The 25,737-nt window shown below is 41.5% G+C and carries 12 protein-coding genes; 8 read left to right on the forward strand and 4 right to left on the reverse strand.

From position 1 onward, the window contains the following. The first annotated feature begins 92 nt into the window (after positions 1–92). The 3 genes from BMW79_RS32850 to BMW79_RS32860 all read left to right on the forward strand — a co-directional run bounded on the left by BMW79_RS32850 (position 93) and on the right by BMW79_RS32860 (position 7,893). Entirely contained in the window at positions 93–1,907 is a 1,815-nt protein-coding gene (locus tag BMW79_RS32850; RefSeq protein ID WP_089903748.1) for a glycoside hydrolase family 88/105 protein, read from the forward strand. 75 nt (positions 1,908–1,982) lie between these two features. Continuing rightward, complete coding sequence (locus BMW79_RS32855) at positions 1,983–5,603, forward strand: DOMON domain-containing protein (RefSeq protein ID WP_218150493.1); 3,621 nt, start codon at positions 1,983–1,985, stop codon at positions 5,601–5,603. A 7-nt stretch (positions 5,604–5,610) separates the two neighbouring features. After that, positions 5,611–7,893 (forward strand): GH92 family glycosyl hydrolase, encoded by a 2,283-nt coding sequence (locus BMW79_RS32860; protein WP_089903753.1) that lies wholly within the window; start codon positions 5,611–5,613, stop codon positions 7,891–7,893. A gap of 63 nt (positions 7,894–7,956) precedes the next feature. Here BMW79_RS32860 and BMW79_RS32865 read toward each other — a convergent pair whose 3' ends face one another. Further along, positions 7,957–9,294: a hypothetical protein gene (locus BMW79_RS32865; RefSeq protein ID WP_218150494.1), complete on the reverse strand. Its 1,338-nt coding sequence runs from the start codon at positions 9,292–9,294 to the stop codon at positions 7,957–7,959. 210 nt (positions 9,295–9,504) lie between these two features. Between BMW79_RS32865 and BMW79_RS32870 the strand changes: the two genes are divergently transcribed. From BMW79_RS32870 to BMW79_RS32890, 5 genes are all read left to right on the forward strand, one after another. Next, positions 9,505–10,551 carry an RNA ligase family protein gene (locus tag BMW79_RS32870; protein WP_089903759.1) on the forward strand — a complete coding sequence of 349 codons (1,047 nt, stop codon included), beginning with the start codon at positions 9,505–9,507 and terminating at the stop codon, positions 10,549–10,551. A gap of 81 nt (positions 10,552–10,632) precedes the next feature. Continuing rightward, positions 10,633–11,781, forward strand: coding sequence for a helix-turn-helix domain-containing protein (locus BMW79_RS32875; protein WP_089903761.1), 1,149 nt, complete (start codon positions 10,633–10,635; stop codon positions 11,779–11,781). A gap of 97 nt (positions 11,782–11,878) precedes the next feature. Then, the gene (locus BMW79_RS32880; RefSeq protein WP_089903764.1) at positions 11,879–12,718 is read left to right on the forward strand and encodes an alpha/beta hydrolase; all 840 of its coding nucleotides are present in this window, start codon (positions 11,879–11,881) and stop codon (positions 12,716–12,718) included. 9 nt (positions 12,719–12,727) lie between these two features. Then, positions 12,728–13,300: a hypothetical protein gene (locus BMW79_RS32885; protein ID WP_089903767.1), complete on the forward strand. Its 573-nt coding sequence runs from the start codon at positions 12,728–12,730 to the stop codon at positions 13,298–13,300. Positions 13,301–13,353: 53 nt separating this feature from the next. Continuing rightward, the gene (locus tag BMW79_RS32890; protein WP_089903770.1) at positions 13,354–14,058 is read left to right on the forward strand and encodes a metallophosphoesterase; all 705 of its coding nucleotides are present in this window, start codon (positions 13,354–13,356) and stop codon (positions 14,056–14,058) included. A 202-nt stretch (positions 14,059–14,260) separates the two neighbouring features. Here BMW79_RS32890 and BMW79_RS32895 read toward each other — a convergent pair whose 3' ends face one another. From BMW79_RS32895 to BMW79_RS32905, 3 genes are read right to left on the reverse strand one after another with little or no spacing between them, the layout of a single operon-like run. Further along, complete coding sequence (locus BMW79_RS32895; protein WP_089903773.1) at positions 14,261–19,366, reverse strand: AAA family ATPase; 5,106 nt, start codon at positions 19,364–19,366, stop codon at positions 14,261–14,263. Beyond that, positions 19,367–20,419, reverse strand: coding sequence for a ComEC/Rec2 family competence protein (locus BMW79_RS32900; protein WP_089903776.1), 1,053 nt, complete (start codon positions 20,417–20,419; stop codon positions 19,367–19,369). Positions 20,420–20,428: 9 nt separating this feature from the next. Then, entirely contained in the window at positions 20,429–25,630 is a 5,202-nt protein-coding gene (locus tag BMW79_RS32905) for an AAA family ATPase (protein WP_089903779.1), read from the reverse strand. Positions 25,631–25,737 lie beyond the last annotated feature (107 nt).

Below are 25,737 nucleotides of genomic sequence, written 5' to 3' on the forward strand. Positions count from 1 at the left end.
TTACGCTACTGACGGTTAACAGACCCCCTAACCGTCAGTAGCGCAATGGCAACAACTAATTCACAACGGCAGATAGCTAAAAGAAGGAAGTAATGATGAAGAAATATGTAAGTACATTATTGTTTGTTCTTTTGATGGTGAGCAGCAGTACTGCGCAGCTGGCAAAAGAAATCCCACCTCCTGTTGATAAAATAAAAAAGATAGGCGATAAACTGATACGGGAAACGCCCTTTGCCTACCGGCTGATATCACCCTCAAGGAGTAAGCGTTTCAACGGATTATGCTTCGTAGATTTTGGCAAAACATTTGGCAAAGGAAAGCCGGCTATCGCTTACGCATATACGCAATTAACGGTTCCGGAAGCCACCCTGATAACGGTAGAAATAGCACACAATGATGAATGCAAAATATGGTGTAACGATAATCTTGTTTATGAAAAAAAAGGCGCCAGGGATATTGCAATAGTGAGAGATGAAAGAAGTATGGCCATGACAGATTCCTTTCAGTTGTCATTACAAAAAGGCCACAATGATATACTGATAAAATCCGCTACCAGCGGAAAAGAATGGTGCGTATTTTTACAACCACCCAGTGAACAGGATGCCGTATTGAATGTACGTCATACCTATCCTGAAATAGGATTACAACATGTAAAAAATGTAGACAGCAGTGTGGCGAATCTGAGCAACTGGCTTGTTTGCGGACCTTTTCCACCAGGCATAGCAACAGCACATGCACCCGAAAAAGAAATCCGCTTCGGCGCTATGTATGCCGGTCTTACCGATCCCATCACCTGGACCATTCCTTCCACAGCTATACTGGGCGACGTAATAGACGCCAAAGCATGGGGCACTACCTACCAATGGAATTATCATAATGGCGGCGTAGCCTGGGCCATGGCGCAATTGAGCGAACTGACCGGCGAAAAGCAATACCATGAATGGACGGCGAATTTCTGCGACTTCCAGATGGAAGGGATGCCATTTGTAAACTACCAGGTAAATAAACTCCGGGCCTATAATTCAGCCAACGCCATGGTCATTAATTCAAGGTTACTGGATTTTACCCTGGCGCCTGCTATGCCATTGATTTACCGGCTACGGAAAGAAAAGGATTTCAAAAATGAGGCGATCTATAAAACATATATCGCGCATATGATGGACTATGCAACAACCGGGCAGATCAGAAGTCCGGGCTACACGAACTATACACGCACCACACCAGAAACATATACCACCTGGGTAGATGATATGTTCATGGGCATTCCATTCTTAATGCAGGCAGGGCTTTATGTCAATGACCCGGCAAAGCGGAAACTATTTTTTGATGACGCCGCCCATCAACTCCTGGATTTCACCAAACACGTATGGGATAAGGACGCCCGGCTTTTCATGCACGCCAGTTATTCCAAACGTCCGCAAACGAAACTGCCTTACTGGTCAAGGGCCAATGGCTGGGCCATCTGGGCAATGACAGAAGTACTGATGGCATTACCAAAAGATCATCCTCAATACAAACCTATTTTATCCCTGTACCGCAACTTTTCCAATTCATTGATCCGTTATCAAAGTACGGATGGCTTCTGGCATAATGTGATCAACAGGAACGATTCCCCGGTTGAAGTCTCCGGTACGGCTATATTCACCATGGCCATGGCCAGAGGTGTGAGGCTGGGTTGGCTGGACAAGAAAAAATTCACGCCCCTGGTAGAAAAAGGCTGGCGTGCTATCGCCTCCGAAATAGAAGATGACGGCACTGTACATAAAATATGTGTAGGCACCATGTGCTCCGAAGATGTGAACTACTATATGACAAGACCTTTCTACGACAACGATACACATGGATCCTTTGCGGTGATCTTCGCCGGTATTGAAGTACAGAAAATGTTGAATGAGCAGCACAGATAAGAGAAAGCAAAGAAGAAACCTGATGATACCTTCAGGATAAAAATGATTTCGAAACCGATTCAAAATAATATGCACGTGAAACTTGTTATACTGGGAACCATACTGCTTTTTACCCTGCAAACCGCCCATGCACAAATGAAAGATCCGCAGGATTGGATCGGTTATGAAGACGTACTGGGTGTAAAAAACGGGCTAAGAAATTACGATTATGAGGTAAACCTCACTGGCTCTTCAGCCCCCGCAAATGTGTTCTGGCCCGGCGATGCCATCCGCCTGAAATTCCAGCTCATCAACAATACCAATTACGTTATTGATACAGATGCTAAAGCATACATCATCCGCTACGGCACCAAAGGTATTCCCAATGATATCTGGTGGCCCCGGATGGTGAAACTGGATTACGAAAAAGTGATTCCCGTTAAGGTCAGGATCGCGCCCAACGGCTACCTCGACACGGAGATGACCATAGATGACATCAAAGAATATGGCGGTTATGCTGTTGTATTTGATCTCGGGAAAAACGGGCGCAGACTGGCAACCAGTTTTGTACTGAGCATGAAGCCATCTCCCGTAAAAATGCAATACCCGAAACAATCGCTGGACTTCCTCGGGGTGGACTTCCTGCAAAGAATGGGGATACAGGCAATCCGTTACGGCGTGCCCTACATGACCACTACCAATCCGGGATACCAGGCTTATATGCAGGAACTCAAGCGCCAGATGAAGAACTTCAGCGACAATAATATTACCGTGATGCTGATGTTTGGTGAAGGACAAACCGCGCAATCCATGCCACTGGGCATCAGCCGGCCACATCTCGACAACAACGGTAAATTTCTCCGGACCAAACAGGATCTTGCGTGGATGCCGGACATGGATGAAGACTTCAAAAAATATGTGAAAGAACTATGCATGAACTTTGGCTGGCCAAATGGCCCCGTTACATCAGTATGCCTTTGGAATGAGCCATGGGAAGGCACCTCCATCTCCGGTTGGCAGGCAGACATGCTCCGCTACCGGGAAATATATACCAAAATGGCGGAAGCTGTGCTGGAATCACGCAAAGAAAACAGGGACGTATTAGTAGGTGGCGGCGACTCCAACTCCAACGCCATGGATAAGTTTTTCGCCGATGGTACCCAAAAGATGCTGCCCATTTTTGATTTTCTCTCTATTCACTATCAGGGCATGGAATCGCCGGTACTGTACCCGGAATGGAACAACCGAAAAGACTATAAAGGCAAAGTAAAAATATGGGATACAGAAAGCTGGGTGGGCAACACGGATGATCGTATCGGCCTGGTGGTAGCGGCAAACCGCTCTGCAGGCTACGACCGCTCCATGGGCGTTTACGGAGGATATATGTACTCCGGCGATCCGCACCGATCCGTGCAAAGCATGACCATCCGCACCAAAAACGGATTGGAAACTGTTCCCAAATTACATAATACCTGGTCTACCGCTGCCGCCATGGGCGCTACGCAAAGTCTTATCGGCGAACGCGAATTCAATCGCCTTTTTTTTAATAACGGTCTTCCCTGGGTAATGGTATTTGACGGTTATCATAACAACAAAGAGGATGGCAGCATTGTGATTGCCGGCGATCTGGGAGAAGCTTTCGGTGCTACGCATATGTTGTTCCGGAATGTACGCAGTCTTACCGAAGCGAAGAAAAAACAACAATTATATGAACGCTTAAAAACAACGACAGACCATACCGAACGAAAAAAAATAACTGATGAACTCAGCCAGTTCGCTCCCATTACCGATGGTAAAATGATCGTCAAAGCAGATCCCTCCTTCTTGTTGTATGATTTTTATGGCAACAATATCGCGCCCCGTAATGGAATATTTACCATCCCGCTCAATTACCAGGGTTATTTTATGCGGGTGAATGGAACGCCCCATGCATTCGACAAACTAGTGGCTGCGATCCGCCAGGCGCGCATAGAAGGGTATGAGCCATTGGAGATCATACCAAAAGATTTCACCGCGCCTGTGGAAACAAAACCAGGCATGCAGCTGCAGCTGACAAATATCCTGAATCGACCGGTGAAAGGTACACTAGCCGTTACCGTGGGCGATCTTCAACTGAGCTATCCGCAAACAATTGCGTTCCGTGCTCATGAAACAAAAACAATTACTGTCCAGGTAAAAAATGGCATTGCCAATAAAGAAAACAGTTATCCGTTGCAGGTACATTTCGATGCCGGCCATGATGGCTTTGCCGTTCATTACGAGGATATGCATGTTAATTATATCGCTAAAAAAAGTATCCGGGTAGATGGAGACCTGAGCGACTGGGCCGGTGTTATTCCACAAACCATCAAAGGATCTTCCAAAGCCAGTATATCTCTCACGGAAGCAGCCTGGCATCCGTATGAGAACTTTGATACCGCCTCCGACGGACTGGCCAATACCTATGTAGCTTACGACGATCAATATTTTTATTTCGGCGCCAAGGTGGCTGATAAAACACCCAATAAAGGCGCACCACGGTTTGAAACAAGAGACGATGACCAATACTTCTACCCGGATACTGCTTACATGCAAACCATGTACGCGATGGAACCGGTGCTGAACAGTCAACCCGTTGCTGCTGATAATAAAGCAGCCTTGCAACTGCCAACCGGCGGCCGTGTGATGAATTACTTTGAAAACTCTGCCACCACCAGATCTATCGGAATGGACATCAGCCTGCCAACGGACAGGTATACACGCACTTCGTTGTATTTCCCTGGTATCAGTCAACGTAACGTAGCTGTCGCCGTATACGACCGGGAAAGCGGCAAAGAACTGATGACTACCAATATTGAGAATTGCTGGAACGGGGCCTGGCTTAATCTTGACCTGGCAGGAAAGCTGCGTATCCGTTGCTCCGCCATAACCTGGGATAGCTGGAGGAATACCACCAAACTGGCTGGTATCTTCTTTGATACCTCCGATCAGGCTGCGGGCAGCACCGCAGCGATATTAGCAGGTAAAGATTTTGATACACAGGGCAACTGGATAGGCGTATATGGTAAATCAGGATATTACTTACCGGGATCACCCAGTGTACTGGCCAACAATATCCAATGTACACCGGTATCCCAGAACGACCTGGTACCATTGGTCTGGCCTAAAAACGTCAGAAGATTTTCCTATCGTAAAACCGGTACCCTCCCTGATGGCATGACCGGGGAGAAATTTGATAATATACTGCTGGCATTCAATGTAATCCCCATCGGAGAGGATGGTATGGAAGCAGCTCCCAAAGGCACTATGCCCCGATATACCGGTTATAAATGCACCGATTATGAATATGCACTAAACACCGTTGCATCGGAATATGGCGGTGGCTTTGAAATATGGCGGTTGCTGACTCCCGGTATGCCCCGCAAACATTTCTTTCCCCGGCAGCCTAAATCGCCTTTTGATGGTGCGGTGAAGAATGGTAAATTGGTAACGGTACGTAAAGGCAATACCCTGTTTACCGAATGTGCTATTCCCTGGAGTGAAATACCGGATGTAAAACGAATGATTGATAAAGGAGGAAAAGTAAAATTCTCTGCGAGGATCAACGATGATGGCGCCAGCGCCGCCTGTATGGAGCTTGCCCGTGACCGCAGTGTATCAAAGGTAAATGCCAGGGCTTTCCACCCCGACTGGAAAGAGCACTGGGCAAATGAAGTAGAATTTGGTATAGAAAAATAATTCAGCCATGGGCAGATATCTATTGCTTCTTTTTTTTATCCCTTTCATAACGGGATGTAGTGCAACAACTGATAGTCAGAACGACAAAGTTGATGTACTCAGTTTTGTTAATCCTTTTATTGGCACCGGTGGCCATGGGCATACCTTTCCGGGAGCCGCCTATCCATCCGGCATGGTGCAGTTAAGCCCGGATACAGGCGTCGATGGCTGGGACTGGTGCTCAGGCTATCACTATTCCGATAGTACCATCATCGGTTTTTCCCATACCCATCTTTCCGGTACCGGGCGTTCCGATCTGCTGGACGTAATGCTGATGCCAACTGTAGGTAAAATAGCCATCAAACCCGGTAGTAAAACTCAACCCGGAGATGGATACCGCTCCAGGTTTTCCCATGATGAAGAAGTGGCCACACCCGGCTATTACAAGGTAAAGCTGCAGGATTATGATATCACTGCCGAGCTGACCGTTTCACCACGCTGCGGCTTTCATCGGTATACCTTTCCTGCAAATAAAGCATCGCATATTATACTGGACCTGTCGCATCACTATGAAACAGATTCTGTGCTGTTTACCTCCGTTAATGTGATAGATAGCTGCACCCTCACCGGCGAACGACAAACCAAAGGCTGGGGCGAACCCGGAGAAAAATACTGGGTACATCAGAAAGTGTTTTATGCTATCAAAGTTTCAAAGCCATTTAGTCCGTCTATTGCGGTAGATGGGGATTTCATCACTCCTGCCACTGCCACCGGTAAAAACGTAAAAGCAGTACTCAACTTCGAAACATCGAAAGATGAAATGGTACTGGTAAAGGTGGGTATATCACCGGTAAGTATTGAAAATGCGCTGGAGAATTTATCGTCAGAAATACCTAACTGGGATTTCAACGAGATCCTCACACAGGCGCAATTGAAATGGGAACATGAACTGTCTAAAATCAAGGTGACTGCTCCCGATAAAACAAAAACGATTTTCTATACGGCCTTATACCACAGCTTGGTTACTCCCTATCTTTTTAATGACGTAAATAAGGAGTATACCGGCTTTGATGCTAAAACACATAAAGCAGATGGATTTAAAAACTATACGGCATTATCCCTGTGGGATACCTTCCGTTCCCTGAATCCGCTGCTGACAATACTTGATCCGGGTAAAGCGAATGATATCATCCAATCCATGCTGGCGCAATATGATCAGACTGGCTTGCTACCGGTTTGGCCGTTATGGTCCAGTGAAACCAACTGTATGATCGGTTATCATGCCGTGCCCATTATTGCAGACGCTTATTTCAAAGGTATCCGCAATTACGATGTGAACAAAGCTTACGAAGCGATGAAAAGATCAGCTATGCAGGATGCGTTTGGCGTAAAGGAACTAAAGCAGTTCGGATATATTCCATATGATCTGTACAACAAATCCGTTTCCACTGCATTGGAATATTGCTATGATGATTGGTGTATCGCGCAAATGGCGAAGGAACTGGGTCATGAAGAAGACTATGCTTATTTCATGAAAAGGGCCATGTCCTACACCACTTATTTTGATAAAGAAAATAAACTGATGAATGGTTTTTCGAGTACGCGCAGTTTCCGTCGCCCATTCGATCCTTTCCTCTCTTCTTATGGGCCGGGGGATTGGGTAGAAGGAAATTCCTGGCAATATTCTTTCTTCGTGCCGCACGATATACAGGGATTGATTAACCTTTATGGTAGCAATGCCGGCTTCGGGCAGGCGCTGGATAGCTTATTTGCGGTGTCCTCCAACCTCTCCGGGCATGATGTGCCCATAGATATCAGTGGATTGATCGGGCAGTATGCACAGGGAAATGAGCCCAGTCACCATGTGGCGTACCTGTACAATTACATCGGGCAGCCGTATAAGACACAGGAAAAACTTCACCAGATCATGACCACGCTGTATACCGATCAGCCGGATGGTTTGTCTGGAAATGATGATTGCGGGCAGATGTCGGCATGGTATGTATTCAGTGCTATGGGCTTTTATCCGGTGAATCCTGCGGAAGGCATTTACGTATTCGGGAAACCTATGCTGACCAGTGCCGCTATTGTTACAAATAATAAGACTTTTACCATGAAGGCCATTGGGTTAAGTGACAAGAACAGGTATATCCAATCGGTAAAATTGAACGGAAAAGACTATACGAAATTGTTCATCCATCACAAAGATATTATGGAAGGAGGCAGCCTTGAATTCACGATGGGGGCGGCCCCTGGTGCTTTCAATGGTGCGACATTACCACCTTCGGTCTCTACAGCCACAGAAAGATAGTTTATGGTGATTGCATGGCCGGGGTCTCTGATGCTGAGAATTGCAGATGAGATTTACCGGCCATTATTGTAGCACCTGGTCGAACTGTTGTTCATAAACAACCTGTCCGTCAAGTTTATTCACTTTCACATAATCTACTGCCCCACAACCCTTGAAGCGCAATATTAATTCATTGGCCATCCCTATGGGCTTTTCATATGCGATGTTATAGATTTTTTTTCCGTCGAGATAAAAGGTCGAGGTTTTGTTCTCCACCCGGATCCCCATCACATGCCATTGAGACGCATCAAAATTAAAGTTGGTGAGGTTGAATTCATCGCCTTTGATGGTCTTTTCCCCGCTTATGAATTTTATGTATGCATAACCGGCCTCATTCAGAGCAAAACCATGCATACCTGTGCTGGATAACAGGTACATCATAACGTCGGAGCGCGGAATAGCAAAGTCTTTCGCGGCGTTTCGCACGCGGGCTTCGAACATAAAATTATCGCCGTCCACCAGCTTTTCTTTATAGTACACGTAACTCACAAATAAGTGGCCGGGGCGGGCTTCCGGCACTACGCTATCCAGCGGAAGGCTCAGAAATCCTTCTTTATTATAGGCCTGGCTAATGGGCAGTGTTCTGAAAATATTCTTTCTCTCGTTACGTGTAAAAATAGACCATCCCTGTTTGCGGTTTTCTATGGTGATCGTTTTTATGATGCGCCCATTATATTCCAGCCGGCAAAGGCCATCTCCTTCATAGATGTAAGTAGCGTTTACTTTTCCCACATTCCTGGTGAGATGTTTTTGTGAGGTATCTCCATTAGCTTCTTCGTACACCAATTTTATGTCCTTTAAAAGGGAAGCCGGAATACTGTAGGAAAAGGTGACGGTTAAAGGATTGGCGCCTTTTGGATTCGATACGGAAAAATCTATCTTCGACAACAGGTAATCGGTATACATCTCCTTTATCTTCAAAATATATAACAGGTATCCGCTGACAAGCAACAAGAGTCCGGAAAGTACATAGATATACATACGGCTTGCTGGCGGCTGTTTTCCGGGGCTATTCACCGGCGTATTGATTACCGGTTTCTGTTTTTCTTCCGGGTCTTCGTCATTTGTATTTGCCGCCTCTACGATCCGGGTCTTTTTAATCACAAAATCTGTATAGCCTGTATAACCCAAAAAACTGCACAGCGCGTCTCTTGTGGCCAGTTGTGGATTACCGGTACGCTGTTGAAAGAAACGCTTAAGGGTATTGGCATTAACCGTAACATCCGTAGCCTCTAAGATCATGTTTTCCAATGTCTTAAATTGATCGAGATCCCAGGAATCCGGTGGTCCCCAGGAAACAAAGCGGGTAGTATATTCGCTGATTATTTCCTTTATATAGCGTCTGTCCCTTACTTCGTCCATGATATCTACAAAGTTAGCTTTGGTTAATAATTGCTGTAGGTGGAATTTTGGTTGGAATATTACGACAATTTCCCGCCTCCTGGAAATTTTATATTCGTGGTAATATCAGGCTAAAGGCGATCATTCGCCGTTTATGGGTAAAAATGTACCTTCGCGTTTCAACAGTTTGTACCCGAACTTATTTGTTAACGGAAAGTGTGCCCGGAAAATATGAACAAGAATACTGAATACGAAAAAATGCCCAAAAACTTAAAGGGGCTTCATCTGTCAGATAAAGAACAGCATGCGCTGAATAAATTAAAATGGGTGGTGACCGAAAAAATACACGGCGCCAACTTCAGCTTCGTATACGAGAATCATCAATTACTTTATGCCAAACGGAAGGACTACCTACGCTGGACAGACGATTTCTTCGGATTTCAGGCAGTAGCGGCAGAAATGGAAACTCAGTTAATCAGACTGTTTGAGCAATTGAAACAGGATATCCCTGCACACAAATACATTATCTATGGGGAATTATTTGGCGGGAAATATCCACATCCCGAAGTAGTGGCCGCTCCTGAGGTACAGGCTATACAAACCGGTGTGTACTACAGTCCTTCGATCCGTTTCTGCGCATTCGACATCGCTATAGAAACCACCGAAAAAGCATATCTCGATTATGAGACCGCCGTGCGTTACTTCGAACAATTCAATATCCTCTACGCAAAAATATTATTCAGCGGTAAATGGAACGAAGCATTGAACTTTAATACCAGGATTGATTCACAGATCCCGGCGCAGTTAAATCTGCCGATGCTTACACCTAACCTCATTGAAGGAATTGTTATCAAACCGCTCCATCATTCCGGCGTTTCAGATCTTTCCCGTCGTCCCATTATCAAACTGAAAAATCCGGAATTCGATGAAGAAGAGAAATTTCATGAGGCAGAAAAATGGTCCTTTATTCCCAACGTGACCACCTTATCAGAGGAACTATCTTTTTTGGTAGATGAAATGACACATTACATCACAGAGAACAGGTTAAATAGTGCCTTATCAAAGATCGGGCGCCTGGATCCCGGTGATGAAAAGCGGATGCAGGAGATAAAGAAAGAGCTCCAGGAAGATGTGCTGACTGATTTTAATGAGGATAATGATAAGATCCTGGATGAACTGGATGAGGAGAAGAGGGAGTGGGTAAAGGAGCGTGTATGGGTGAGGGTGAGTGAGTTTGTGAGTGGTGCGGGAAATGCTTTACACGATGTAATCCTGTAGTTCAGTTTACCTATATTTGTTATACATCATTGCAGTATACCTTCCGGTATGCTCTGTCTGTAAAACCTATCTGTAAATAAAATGAGTTGGCTGTACTTTGCAAGTGTTATTGTATCCATCTATCTGTTATTGTTGTTAATCGGGAAGCCTGATAAAACGACTGCCGATAAAATTTTAACTGCCTGGCAATTATTTGCCACTTTGCACCTGGCGGATCTGTACTTCGTTATATCCGGGCGTTACCATCAATTCCCCTATCTGTTGGGGTGGAGTGGCGTATTTCCCCTCCTGCATGGCCCCTTTCTATATCTTTATATTTTACATTTAACAGCTAAAAAAAGACTGGGGCTATGGTGGTTATTGCACTTTTTACCGGTGGTGCTCATCAGCATATGCTGGCTGCCATTCCTGCTGTTACCCTCACAGGAAAAAATACGCGTCTTTGATAGCGGTCTCCCGGCCTTTAGCAACCTGGCGTTCTTCACCAATATCACCATTATTGTATCTGGGGTTAGTTACATTACCGCATCAGCGATATTGCTATATAGATTTAAACGCCAACTGAAAGAGGAATTTTCAAACACCGAAAAGATCAGTTTAAACTGGCTGCGCTACCTGATCGGAGGTATGGGGATTATCTGGCTATTTGTAGTATTTTATCAAACGCCGCAAACGATTTACCTCAGCGCATCTCTATTTATATGTTTCATCGGCTTTTTTGGCGTACGTCAAAAAACAATATTCAAATCTCCCGTAACCCCGCAAATTACCTCAGCACCGGAAAAGGAGATGGCGGCACCCGTTACACCCAGTCAGCCAGTGGCAATTAAAGCACCCATTACCTCCATTAAATATAAAGGCTCAACCCTTACGGAAGACAATGCGTTAAAAATTCAGGAACAACTAAAGGAGTTAATGGAACGGGAACAGTTGTATACAAATCCGGAACTCACACTTGGAGATGTAGCCCGGACCCTGGAGATACACGATGCCATTTTGTCTCAGGTTATCAACTCTAAATTTGGTCAGAATTTTTACGATTATATCAACTCCCTGCGGGTAGAAGCGTTTAAAAAAATAGTAGCGGCTCCGGGAAGTAAGAGCTATACCTTATTATCCATTGCCTTCGAATGTGGGTTTAATTCCAAGTCTTCCTTCAACCGTAATTTCCGGAAATTTACTGGTCAGCAGCCGTCCGCCTATCTGAAGGATCAGTCGCCGTCGTCCTGAGGCGAGGATTATTTATCGCAAAAAAGAGGTGTCACCATAGCTGGTGGGGCGATTACTATCGCGCCCTTTCGCACATTTGTGCCTGTTTTCATTGGGTATGAAGCCAATACTTCTTTTTGACACACAAGATAAATTTGTCCGTTTTATGAAACTTCTTTCTATCACCTGCATGATACTGATACTATTGTTGCCGGCATGCAGAAAAGATAAAATCGATCATGCGCGCATCAGCACATTTGATCTTACTTCATCTGTTAATGGCAGCACTTACCAAATAAAAGTTGCCCTCCCGAAACATTTCTCAACGGACAGAACCTATAAAACTTTATATGTGCTTGATCCAAAAACAGACTTCAACCTTGTAGCATCGGAGTGTGACAAAAAGTCATCAGATTTAAACAAAGAAGAAATACTGGTGGTTGGTATCGGTGGCGGCAATAACCGTTTGGATGACTATTTTCCGGTGCCTTATAAAGGTCATAAAGGAGCAGCTGATAAATTTATTCAATTCATCCAGCAAGAGTTGATCCCAAAGATGGAAAAGGATTTTCACGCATCAAACACCCGCGCTGACAGGGCCATGATAGGACACTCTGCCGGAGGATTATGCGTAGCATACTGTTTTACAAATTATCCCGGGATATTTGGCAACTATCTCTGTCTCAGTCCCTCGCTTTGGTTGGGAAACCAGATCGTTCTAAAAAATGAAAAAGCACACCGGGCAATCAATCAAACTTCAACCGGTGTATTTTTCCTTGCGGCGGGTGAGCTGGAAGAAGAAATTATGCGCCCGCCCATAGCGCTGCTTGACCAGATATTACAGCAACACTACAACGGCTTCACCAAACAATACCATCTCGCCAGAGGACTGGATCACCTGGGTTCTAAAACGCCGAATATTAAGCAGGCAGTAGCCTTTTACTTTCAACAATTATAACCCCAACTTATGCGCCTAATATTTATCTGTATTTCTCTTCTTATCACTACCTGTGTACACGCACAGGACACACTCCCATTCCTGGAAATTAAACCCGCTATTGGTGTTACCTGGATCACAGTAAAGCCGACTGTATCTGTCATGGCCTTTCATCAGTTCACCCCAAAATTTTCTATTGCCTCCCATTCTATGCTCAGCTTTCTGCTATTCAGGAATTTTCCACAGGAATATATCAAAACGAATTACAATTATGCGCTTACTCAAAAATTAGGCATAGGTTATTCCTTATACGGTCCCAAAGGAAAAACCCGTCATACGATATTGATCATGGGAGGCATAAAATATACGGCTTTCAGCGAAACTTTGGACAATCCGGAGTTAGAAAAAATAACTACCGCAACACATCGTATCACACCAGATTACGGACTGATGTACGATCTTTCATTGGGCACAAAAAAACGGACATTTGATGCCAGGTTGTATTTCCCTTTCTATCCTATCCGTTATTATCCTTTAGGTACAGTTAGTAATATTGGTTACCTGGAGTTGGGACTGGGGTTTAAATTGAATAGAAGACGTTGAAAATTCCTGGGTATATATAATTATATTAGTCTTCATCTAATATAAAGATCAGGATGGTAATCATTGGAGATCTCCACGGCGGTTATCCGGAAATACTTTACAGGATCAAAAAATTCCAACTGGAAAGAACCTCTTTCATACAAGTGGGTGACTGGGGACTTGGCTTTCAGCAACAGGCCCTCGACGTGAAAGCATTGTCTCAGATTGATAAATTTCTTGGAGAGAAGGAAAACCGACTGTATATATTGAGAGGCAATCATGATCATAAATGGTTCTGGGATCACCGGGATACCTTTCATCTTCAAAACGTGAAACTGGTAAAGGATTATGAAGTACTTGAAATAGAAAAACGGGAAGTCTTTTTTATTGGCGGCGGCATATCAATTGACCGGTTGAGCAGAACACCTGGTAAAGACTATTGGGCTGACGAAGAAATTCACTTCGATGAGACATTACTGAAATCAGTAACTGCTCAGGATATTGACATTGTTATTTCTCATGTTGCGCCTAAAGAAGCATGGCCTTATACTTTTGATCCTATCGTACTTCATTTTATTGGAAAGGAGATCGCCGCCGGCAAAGATCTGGCGGGTGACCTGGAAAATGAACGGCAACTCATGAGTAGAATCTATTCACATCTTAAAGCAGCCGGTTGCAAAGAATGGTATTATGGGCATTATCATGAATCTCATGTAGAGGAACATAACGGAGTAATTTTCAGGTGTGTGGCTATACAGGAGATGTATGATGTAAAGTAATCTGATGGAATTAGTAAATAAAGGGAAGTTCTTACTTCCCGATACAGAAAGTAATATTTTTTGATAATAAATCACTTATATAGCATAAAACATAAAATAGGATAACAGCAAGCTAAAAACATACATAGCTTAGAAGAATCGAAATTATCGTTGTCTAATGAACTAAATTGCAATTTTTCATTTTCTTTAAGCCTAGGCTGGGCTATTTACTTAATGAAATAAAATCCTCCCTTATCAAAAACGCAGAAGCTGAATATTGATCAACCAGTGCATTCAGAATACACAGAAAGGAATTCCTAAATTCAGCATTATTACGAATAGCAGTTCTCATCCTTGGATCATAAAATATTCTCGTCGAAAGCTTCTCAAAATAATATATATCGTCTCTTTCTTCAAGCACCTGATATTTCAATAATCCAGCTAACCAAGAAATACCATCTGGCATAAGTTCGTTATATCCAACACCGGAAAGAAGCTTTCCAGTTGCTTTAAGTGTTCCGCTATGTTTAATCAGAGGCTCAAAAAAAAACTTCTTTCCCTTTATTCCTTTCCAATTTTTCCCATCGGAGCCCCAATATGAATAATCCAAAAGCAATATGTCGGTAATGTATCCGTTAGTTGATTCAAGAGTTTTTGAGGACAAATAATTCCACAATATCCAGAAGTTCGGAATTAGCTCTTCGTCTTGAATCGTGAATGTTAGCATCAATTCCAGGCATCTTCTCACAATATCAGAAGTACGTCTTCTATATCGCCTATTTTGAGAAAGCGTTAAATTGAGTAATTCATTTAGCTTCTCTATGGCAATGCTGCTCTGTTGTACCAGAAGATACATTGAAAAATGCTCCTCAAACTTTTGAAGTGTCTCGTAATGAATTTTATCATTACCAAACAGATCTTTGGCATCTATATTTCTACCCACATAGCTCAGTATATAAGAATAATAATCATGCAGACTTACATTCGTCGTATTCTCAGGAATTAAAAAAAGTGCCTCCATCAAATGAAAGGTAGAAATTGAAGTAGTATCCAATTCATCTACTTGAAATTCTATGGACTCTTCTGTCACCTCGGTAATAATCTCAAGAACCCGATCATCATATTCTGTGATGATGGCCTGTAGATCGTCTATTTTGCGGTCTTTTCTCAAAAACTGGAATTTCAGAATTTTTAAAAATCTATTCCAGTACATTTTTAAGTTTTTACTTTCTACAACTGCCGCTCTTGAATAACTCTGCGATCCGTAAGCATGAATGATTCTGGACCGCAAGTGCGAAATCTTTGAATAACGAATAAGTCCGATAACACATGAAAGAGCAAAACCAGGAGAGTGTGACCATAAGTCACCTTTAAATTTCCTAATTAACTTGTCTCTTTCCAGTTTATTGTCAATGAGTATCAAAGAGACAAAAAGATATTCTCTAGCTTTTCTAAGATTCTCACCAGTCAGCTTATACGCGAGCTCAACTAAGGCGATAAGTGCCGCGTCTATTTCAAACGCACCGAAAGCTGCGTCGGAATCGAGTTCAAAATGCTTTCCAATGTTCTTAATTTCATATCCAACTATTGATAATACACGATCAATGCACCAATTCACTTGGATTTCGTTTAGTAATTCAAAATAATCCCGGATTCCTATTGCGGCAAGAGCTGCGGGATTATTATAAATCTTTACCTGCCGAGTTTGCGGGGAAGCATTCGACACATGACTAAAGTGTTTTTCCCAAGTTTCATAGTTATCTTCATCGACAGACTCTCTCTTCATCTTTCGCATTGCCCAATTTGATGCAGCACTTAATGGCGTAATTTCATCAACCATTGCTTTCGTTTTCTCAGCTATTGGCTTTAAGTCTTCATCAATTTTTGTTTGCACCAAAAAACCATTCTCAACTTCACCTATAATTTCCAATTTTCTTTTGTCCATTCTGTTCAAGGCAAATTTCCAACTTTCATCCTGAACATTCTCCTGATAAAAGCTATCCAGCAATCCCATCATTTCTGTCTCATATTTTCCCAAACTGAGCTTAAGCACCAAAGATTCCATGCTTATATTCCTATGAGGGAGCTCCTTTGATGTTATTCTTTCTCTTTGCAACAGTTCGGCGTTTTTCCTGCTCCCGTAAGGCGCTAATACATCTCTCTCGTATAATCCCCTGGCAGTATCCCATTTATAGAATTGCTTTACCCCTAAGAGAGGCATAATCTTCTGGATTATTAAATCGGGATAAGCAGAAGCTACACTTATTAAAACGGCACTGGTTGAAACGGATTTGCTTTCTTTTAATAAAAGATCAATTGCGTCATTCAAGACTTCTCTGACATGCGGGTATTCATTATTTTCATCACTTACAATTATCTTAGCTAATTGTAATAGCCATGCCTCCAGTGCCATCAAAACAGATTGGAGCAGATAAGGAGTTGCAATGTAAGTTCCCCTATACATTAACCACAATGCCAAAGTTCCATACTGTGTAACAACGCTTTCATTTGATAATCGATACTTGATTTCAATTCTCTCATCTGGCTGCATGAAAAAAGTATCTTTCAATAAAAAATCTGATTGAAAGAACTGGTCTACTGAATGGTTAAATAGTCTTGTTATAAATCGAAGGGTTTTTAAAGGAACATTTCTAAGCAAATGGCCGATGGGAGTCTGAAAAGCACTGGCAGGAAAATAATCTCGTGAAAAACCACTGACCACACCGAACTGTTCTTCTTTATCAATACCCATTGGTATCGATTTGAATGGTTTATCTCTTAACATCTCTTCCAACTGCTCAGGTGAAGGGGGGTAATAAAACCATTCTTTTTCAGCCAAGTTGATAACGACATCGGAAAGTTCTTTACAAATTTCCACACTGTCAGACCAAGACAAAAGAATATCGGATACTTTATCCGCCAAGTCCCTGAGCTTATAATGAACATCTCTTCTATCGAAATTCTGTATATTGACAACGAAATGCTTTACTTCAGCTTTAACAACTTTTGTAAGCTTAAACAATAAAACAAGAATTTCGGTTAAATCTTTCGCACTTTCGTGCTCATCATTTTCTATACTTTCTCTATATCCCTGCAGGTATTCGAGTATAATTAATCCCACCTTTCTTGATTCCTTCGGCAGCGGTCTATTCACATTGATAATTTTACTCCATTGCAAGAGAAATGGAACAATTTGATTATATCTGCCTTTTAAATCATCCAACTCTTTATGGATAAAATTTACCATATTGCCCCATCCTGCACCTTCTGGCTTTAAGAAACTACTTGTATAAACACTGCTTTTCTCGTCATCTTTCAAAAAAGGGAGATAGCTCAAATCAGGTTGTTGACAGCCAACATTTAATAATAATAAACTGCGTTTAAACAAAAAGTAGTCTTCATCAAATAAAATCCTCTTAGCATTATCAAGAAATGAGCTACTATACTCCCCCTGCATAACAGCAATGATTATCTCATCCTTCCAGTGTTGAGGTATTGATTTCTCCTTTAAAATACTCTGAAGAAAATGCCGATAATTATCATCTATATTTTGTATATTTTCAGAAATCCATATTCTAAATGCACGCCGAATAGCAGGTGCATAACCTAGAGCTAAAAGAAATATTTCGATTGGTTCACCTGGTATTACTATATCCTGATATTTTGACTCGATGAATCGTGTAAGGGCCCAATCCTCATATATATCATGAGTTACAGAAAAACGATTGTTTAATGTTGGACTCTCCTCAATCAGATTGTCTCGTAGAAGTTGATGCAAAATTGAACTATCATTGGTCTCCGGTAAGGTAATATAGGGCACCATCTTAATCGCCCTTTCTAATGCAATTGTTTGAAACATCCTGCTACGATGCTTCCTGATTGTAGGATTACTCTCTTTTTCTTTGTTTTCGATTATATACTCCCACGCAATTTTCTTAAAATCAATCTCTGAAGTTATGCTAGACTCAATTATTTCATTCCCGATCAAAGTAGCCTTATCAAGATTAAACGGAATTCGCAATATCTTTTTAAGTGCATCTTTGGATAATAATACTTTAATATTTGGATAGTTTATGCAAACACTATCAAGCTCGTCCTCTGATAACATCGATACCATGTATGCCTGGTAGGTCGGAAATTGATTAAGAAACTTGATGTTTAGTTGCTCAACAGCATAGCTTCTGCAAGTCAGAATTATTTTCAGATCCGTTCTACGTTTTAGAAGAGCAAAGAAATCAATTATCGTGTCAGCGTTTGCAGTTTCAAGTAATTTCTCAATGCTATCAATAAGTAAAACTTTATCACCCTTCATGCCACCTGAATCCAACAGGTTCTCGAAATCACTTGTCAGAGACATCGACGACTCTAAAAAAATTTCGCGCAAACTAGTTTTATCCAACTGTTCACCTTGCAAAGCGATAATTTCAAAATCATTCTCAAGCTCAGAAATACATTGCTTAGTCAAAGCAGACTTGCCAACTCCTGGATTCCCCCAAACTAAAACGAATGGACTTGCAATGATAAGGTCTTTTAATTCGTTCTTAGGGTTGATTCTAGGCAGGGTTATTTTCCCTATCTGAGTTTTTATTCTGTGCAATACCCGGTGTGAATTACTCTTAAGTTTAGAAAGGTCACGGAGTACCTCAGGGTCTGTTTCAACCACTTTCAGTTCAAGTATCGGCTGTTGGGCGGCTAATAAATGTGTATTGATTGCAGAGAGACTGACGCCCAATACTCTTTTCGTGCTTGTTTCGTACCCGGAGAAAATGCCAAATATGAAATATCGAGATTCGCTTTCTAAAAATAGGGGGCTCCCCGAATAGCCATCTAAAAGAGTCCCTGAATTGTATACACTACTGATTGGATCAGCTATTTCCAATTGTATTTGATTATCAAAATCTTTGTCCGGCAAGATCTCAACTTTCAACAAAGAACGCAGAGTATTGTTGTCAACAACTTTCGGTAGGCCCGTAACAAAACACTTTTTCTCTTTCCCCATCAATTTTATAAGTTGAGGACACTTTGCTATTTCAATTGAGAAAGGCACTATAGTTTTCGGGCAAATTATAATTGCAAAGTCCTCTGACTCATTGTTATTACCCAAAATGATTGAATCATCATTTAAAACCTTATATACTTTTCTCGTCTCATCAAAAAACTGTATTTGAATATTCTCCAGTAATACATTATCATTCTCGCCAAGTAAGACATGCCGTGCCGTAATGATATATACAACGTCACAATTAGGGGATGGAAAATAGATAAATCCCGTTCCAACCTCGTCTTTATTATCACTTATCTTAACAATATAGTTATCGATATACGCCATCTAAAGGTTAAAGGTTAAGTAGTTATTCTGAGCTTCCGGATATAAAATTGATACGTTCTCTATTTTTCCATCAACGTCAAAAATTGAAGTTGTAACGCGATTCTTTTGGGTAATATGGAATTGCAGATTCCTCTTGGAGTTATGTCTAATAATGCGGACGAGCGTTTCCTTATTTGGAAGGTTGTTTTTATTAAGTCCATCCGCACTGACAATAAAATGGCCACAATTAATCAAATCCAATAGTAGGTCGCTGGTATTGAATTTACTTCCATGATGAGAAACCTGCATATAGGCCAATTCGATTTTTTTCTCACCTGGCAAGTATCCCAGGTTTTTCAAAGCACGTGAAATCACAGAAGGATGACTATCGGCTAAAAAGAGAAAATTACTTCCATTAAAGGTGAGGATAAAAGCAATACTACTCCCATTTTCTTCACTATTATCTTCCTTAAATAACTCAAGGTTAAAATCCTCCAATTTTGTTTTATAATCATTTTTTTTACCTGCTTTTTTTTCGGCTGATTTTTTCTTGACTATTTTGATCTCTTCTCGTTTCCACTTTATTATCATTTTTTTTAGTTTTTCGCTATCTGGTGATAATAAAGTTATTCTAGCGCCCCAAAAATCAATTACCCCAAGTTCATCAGTTATAAATTCATTGAGATGAGCATGCTTTGACAAGAATTCTCTCAATTTTATTCCCTGACGCACACTTTTAAGGTTAGTATTCCTGATGCCAGTATCGTAGTCCCACTGAGAGTAATTATACCAAACCTTTGTTTTTGAAATATCTAATTGACTAAAAATAGTCTCGTCATTTATCAGACGAAGGATACCGCCAATATGGTCATCATCGATATGAGTAATAATCCAAAGATCAATGATTTCACTTCTTTGAACAATTTTTTCAATTTCCTTTCTAATACTATTGGTATAGATATCCTCGCTTTCTGATCCTCCGTCTATCAAAATGTTATGATAAAGCCCATCATCTCCCAAAAATCGAATATGAATAGCATCACCACATCCTGCATCAAAGAATTTAATTTCCATAATTTATAATTAATCTTCTATCAACGATTTTTGCAATTCTATACCCACAACATTTTTCATGGCTATCAAATACTGAATCAGTTCCCGGTAAAAAACATATGATTCTTTATCTGTTTTCATGTTATTTGAAAAATATTGCCATAAAGCACTTAAACAAGTCGCCAGTTTATCATCCAGGTCCTTATGACCTACCCAAACCAACCCCTCTGGCGCCTTCTGTTGACTTTGATGTAAGCTTAACTGGAAAAAAAAAGTAAGGATTCTCAACCCATCCTTGAGCATAAACTTGCCAGAAGGGGTTGTAATGAAACCTAGCAAAGAATCTATTACATAAGGGTTCAATTTATTTTTACCAAACCACTTTTTGTAAATTGGTTCTGCGGCAGAAGTAAAAGCAGAATAGTCGTACTTCCATACATCACACATCCAAGGATGAAAACCCATTACGCAAATTCTAAAGTCACTGAACCGATCAATATGTTTGGTTTCCCAGGTTGACGAAGTGTAGGTATATTCAACCATCTGGTTCAATAACTTCACCATTTTATCGCGAATGTCCGGGGTGTCTAGGTTAACATAAAAAGAATTACAAAATGTCTGAATCCATTTCTGGGCGAGATAACCATACTTAAATAATGGCTCCCAAAATCTCAATTCGACTTCTTCACTACCGAGAAATAAAATTGATCTAGCAATTTTTTGAAGAACCATTCTGTCGAATTCACTTTCCGATGATTTAATAGGCAGGGAATCTTCCTTTATCTCTCCGAGTTGATAAATAATCTGTTTATATGCCTGCTCCCATAATGAAACGATATAGGTCTTTTCTGTATTCCCCTTAATCGCAGATAATTCCGGAATAACCTCCAACATAGGTATAATTATGCTTGTCGTTAGACCTGCTTTTCTTACACGATCCTGAGAATTCCTGCGCCAATTATCAGTTTCCTTTTGTTTCCATTCTTCGGGAGAACGAATGACGGACCAATCCAGGATAAAAGTCTCGATTTTATTATTTATAAATTTCTCGGCAAGCTCCTCTCTTGTTTTCTTAAGCTTCCCTTTTTCTTCGTTATAGTTTTTTATCCCCCGATAATATTCCCCGCTATAATATAAAAGCAGATTTTGAGCCTGTACAAAATGCGGGGTATCCCAAGAATACAATGCAGAAGCTGTGGTAAAAAAATGTTTTCTTGTAGCGTCGTTAAACAACAACAAAGAGCCAGCGATGACTCTGCGCATCGATTTACTATCTATGTTGCTCTTCCATAAAACAGGCGCAATTTCTGCAAGGAAAATATTCCATTCCTGGTGGGTGCCATAATGGTGAAATTCGTTCCCCCATAAAAATTGCTTATCTATTATCCTCTTCATTAAATCAAGTACCCAATCCCAGTAATCAGGATATTTATCAATCCAAATATCCTTGTGATGTACTAACACTTTAACAGCTGCCAATACATTTGTATAGGGCGATGCCCATGCATGTTCGCCACTGCAATGACTGTCGGATTCAGGGTCTATTTTTGCATAATCGGTCTGAATCTTACTCCATAAGTATTCTGCCCCTGCTAATTCAAATGGCGATTTCTGATCAATCATCAGCTGGTATTTATATGCCAAATGAGAATCCTCAAGGGTTTCCAGACTGGCTTTTCGTCCTGCTGACAAATGATCGGTTACTTCGACGGGCTCCTGGTATTCAAAATAGGTTCCCTGCTCAGATACCTTTTTCTCGTAATTGGCAGGATTGGTTTGATGTATCAGCTGATAGAGAAATATATCTCGTTCATTTCGCGTCTGCATTTGTAGCAATTCGCTTTGCCATTTCTCTCTTACTGGTACAAAATCTTTTTGAAACTCCCCGTTGTTCAACAATAGATGAAGTACAATATCCCGAATGGCAATTTTCCGGTGGTGTCTGCCCTTCCATTTTTTCACTTGTTCCTGCCAGGCCTGGCTAAAATCCCCCCACATGGTAAGGTCATGATACCCACTGTGGAGATCCCATTCATAAAATTCATACGTCGAAAGAAAGGGCTTCAACCGTTCTAAAAACAAGGGGAAATGTAATTTTCCAATGGTAAATATGACGCCTATAATAGCAAGGGAATTTGTATTCTTTATCAGGTACGACGTGTATTCATCAATATTTTTATCCTTCTCCAGTTCTTCATAAAAGAACTGTTCCAGGGCCATGAGAACTGACACAAGACTATGAGGCGCATTCCCAACATCTTTATGCCAACCGAAAACATAAAAATCTCCAATGTACTCTTTGGATTTCCCTTCGATAATTATTTCAATTTTATTACTATTGGATGATTCGTTATGACTTTCCAGCCAACGTTCCGTGGCAAAATCGGTTAACTTACAGATAAAGGACAATGCTTCTAAAGGCGAAAGTCGCAGGAAATTCAAGAAAGGGCCACGTAAATAGAATGGCGGGTACCAGCCATGTTCTTCAATAAGCTCATAATGATCATTGAACCGATCCGAACTATACCAGCTATCCTCGGGCTCTTCAATCATTACAGCCAGCAACATCTCCGATCCCAATGACGGATCATACTGAAGTATGGGGAGAATTGTCCTGCCATCCAAACATACTTTTCGAAAAGCACTGTCAATCCTGTCAAGCGGCCCCAATGGCCATGGATCAGTTTTTCTTCGTGAAAACCCACGACCAGTAACTGATATAACACCTTGTTCAGGATCTTTATTTTCCACGGCTCTGGCATCAGGTTCTATTTTGATTCGTTTACAAATCCGCAAACATAAGTTCCTCACTTGCTCAGGATTCTGTAGGTAACCCAATAGTAACGCCTTATATACTAGCTCTTCTATTTTATCATCAATATACCCACCCTCTTCCCGTATTGAAAATATTTGTTCTGCTGCCTTCAGACTCAGATTACCTGCTTCCTGTCGCAATGGAAACTTTTCCGGCGTCTTTTCAAGCCAGAGAGATGCTATTTCGACAGTGTTAATTAAGTCATGCTCCAATACAATTTCTGACTGTTCCCACAAAAACTTTAAAACATCTGGCCAATACTCGGGAATTGGTAACCGGTCGTAAGCAGAGGCTTGTTTCTCTGTAATGCCGATCCGTTTTGCGATTTCAAGCACATGCGGTGCAGCGTGTGTTGCTCGCAGTAAAAATAATTTAGTAATGCCCTTTAACAAGGCTGCTTCATTGGTAAACAGAAGTTCTCTGTGCAGAGTAAGCAACGAATAGGCATTCGGAGCAAAGAAAAACGCTTCCAGTAAAAGATCCCGCACTAAAAGATGCTGCGGCGAGTTGTCTGTAAAGCTCTGAACTACCTTCTCCCATTGTGCTCCTGTGGGCTCTTGTTCTAAAAGGCTGATGCCATATAAACGTACGGCTTTTGCCCATAACGGTGAGGTTAAATGTTTCTGTTTTAAAAAGGTAGGTAATTCATCATCGTAGGATTTAAGCAGCCTATACCTGGCCCAATCGCTATATAGATCATGATTAAAATAAAGTTTCTCATGTTGCACTTTTAAAAAACCCAAGGATCGCAACGCATCGGCTGGTGCTAGCTTATCCGGAGCGAATAAATGAACACTGATCCCGATACTCAAATTATCAGCCTGCTGTTCAGCAAGCTGTTTCAGAAAAGAACTTATTTGCAGTCCATTATTTGCATTTTCCACTTCCTCTGTCCATACAAAGTCAATCAAATGACTCTCTCCTAAATTATGTGCTGCCGACAGAGATGAAAGATTATTGGCATTCCGAATAAGCTTGTCTAATAACTTCAGATTATTCCGGATGTTTTCCATGGAATCGATAAAAAGGATTTGCTCTAGCAATGGATAGGCTGTAGCGATTTCACATAACTCGTTAAATGTTAGTTCCGGAATATCAAAATTCTGAAAGATTGAAGGAGAGAAATTGAAATTGGTGAAAAATTGGCTCAGTTTATCAATCTGATCTGATGGACAAGTAAAAATAATTTTCCAAGAAGAAGTCTCATCGATCGCTTTTCTTAAAATGATGGCAAGCTTCTGTTGCTGGCGCTGATGATATAACCGCTCGATACCATCAATAAATAAATAAGCATGAACATCCGAAGTCTCTTCAATTAACTCGGAAAGCTGGTTGTCCAGCCTCATATCTGTTTCCATCGATGTCGAGTCAAAATCAGTGCTATCCAGCCAAATAATACTGCTACCTTCAGCTCTTTTCCTTTCAGCAAATAATTTAGCCAGGTTCGTTTTTCCGCTACCAGAAATCCCCTGTATGATCAGCCCTTTACATCTACTTAATTTATTCTCTAGATCGTTGCCAGATGCGTTTCTATCCAGTGACAATTGCTGGCCTAACTTATCCGGAATGATTAAAAATTTGTCAGCTGCTGCCTGGTTTAGTTTTTTCCAATCAGATTCATACCTGGGGGCATTGCTAAGAAGAAAGTCATTTTTTAAGACCTGTACCAGCCCCTTTCGATCAAGGCTTCCAGCAACAGGCGCAATACTTCTTGGGAGTAAACATAAAGCTTTGAAAAGCCTTTCTGCGTCAGCCTGATTTTTACTGCTTAACGAGTTACGGCATAACTCTATGCCCCTTGCTTCGTCTTTTGATACTTTATTTTCAAAATCCATCTCCCGCTCCATAAAACATTTAAGCAGGTTAACCGTGTCTTCTTCCCTGACAGTATAAAGTGCGGCCAGATCTGGCGGGCAATAAAAGCTTTGGTAAATCTTCCTGCCAGATTTGGAGTAAAACCGGTCAGTTAAAATACGTTGATGTAAGGTTGCCTTATCCTGATGAACTGCCTGCTGCAAAAGCTGGTTTAAATCAGCTGAAACCGCCGGAGAAATGGGAGCTTCTACTAAACAGAGTGCATCTGAATCTTTATTGAATACGAGAGAATTATGGTGTAGTGTTTGTTCCCATAACAACCGGTTAATTTCTGCCGGACATCCTTTGGAATTGAACTGTTGATTACTTTTTACAGATACGGCAATACGACGGATGGTTTGAGAAGATTCGAGCGTCAGTAAGATATCATCAAATAACCAGCCGTCTGCCCCAGCCTGCAGGCTGATTTTTTTAATAAGGCCTGATTGGGGATCAAATGGCAAATTTTCAGATAGCATACACGCCAAGAAATAGGCTACTACCTTATCCTCGTAACTTGTGCCCCCCTGTCCGGTTTGCTTGGCTGTTGCTACTTTACTCACCTAATTATAGTTTAAACCAGAAAATGTTCCATCTGCCAATCTCCCCACACTTAATTAAATAATTTGGTTAGCGGAAAAAGATGCTTACCACAATTATTTGGTGCATC

This window comes from Chitinophaga arvensicola (assembly GCF_900110835.1).
Lineage (GTDB): Bacteria > Bacteroidota > Bacteroidia > Chitinophagales > Chitinophagaceae > Chitinophaga > Chitinophaga arvensicola.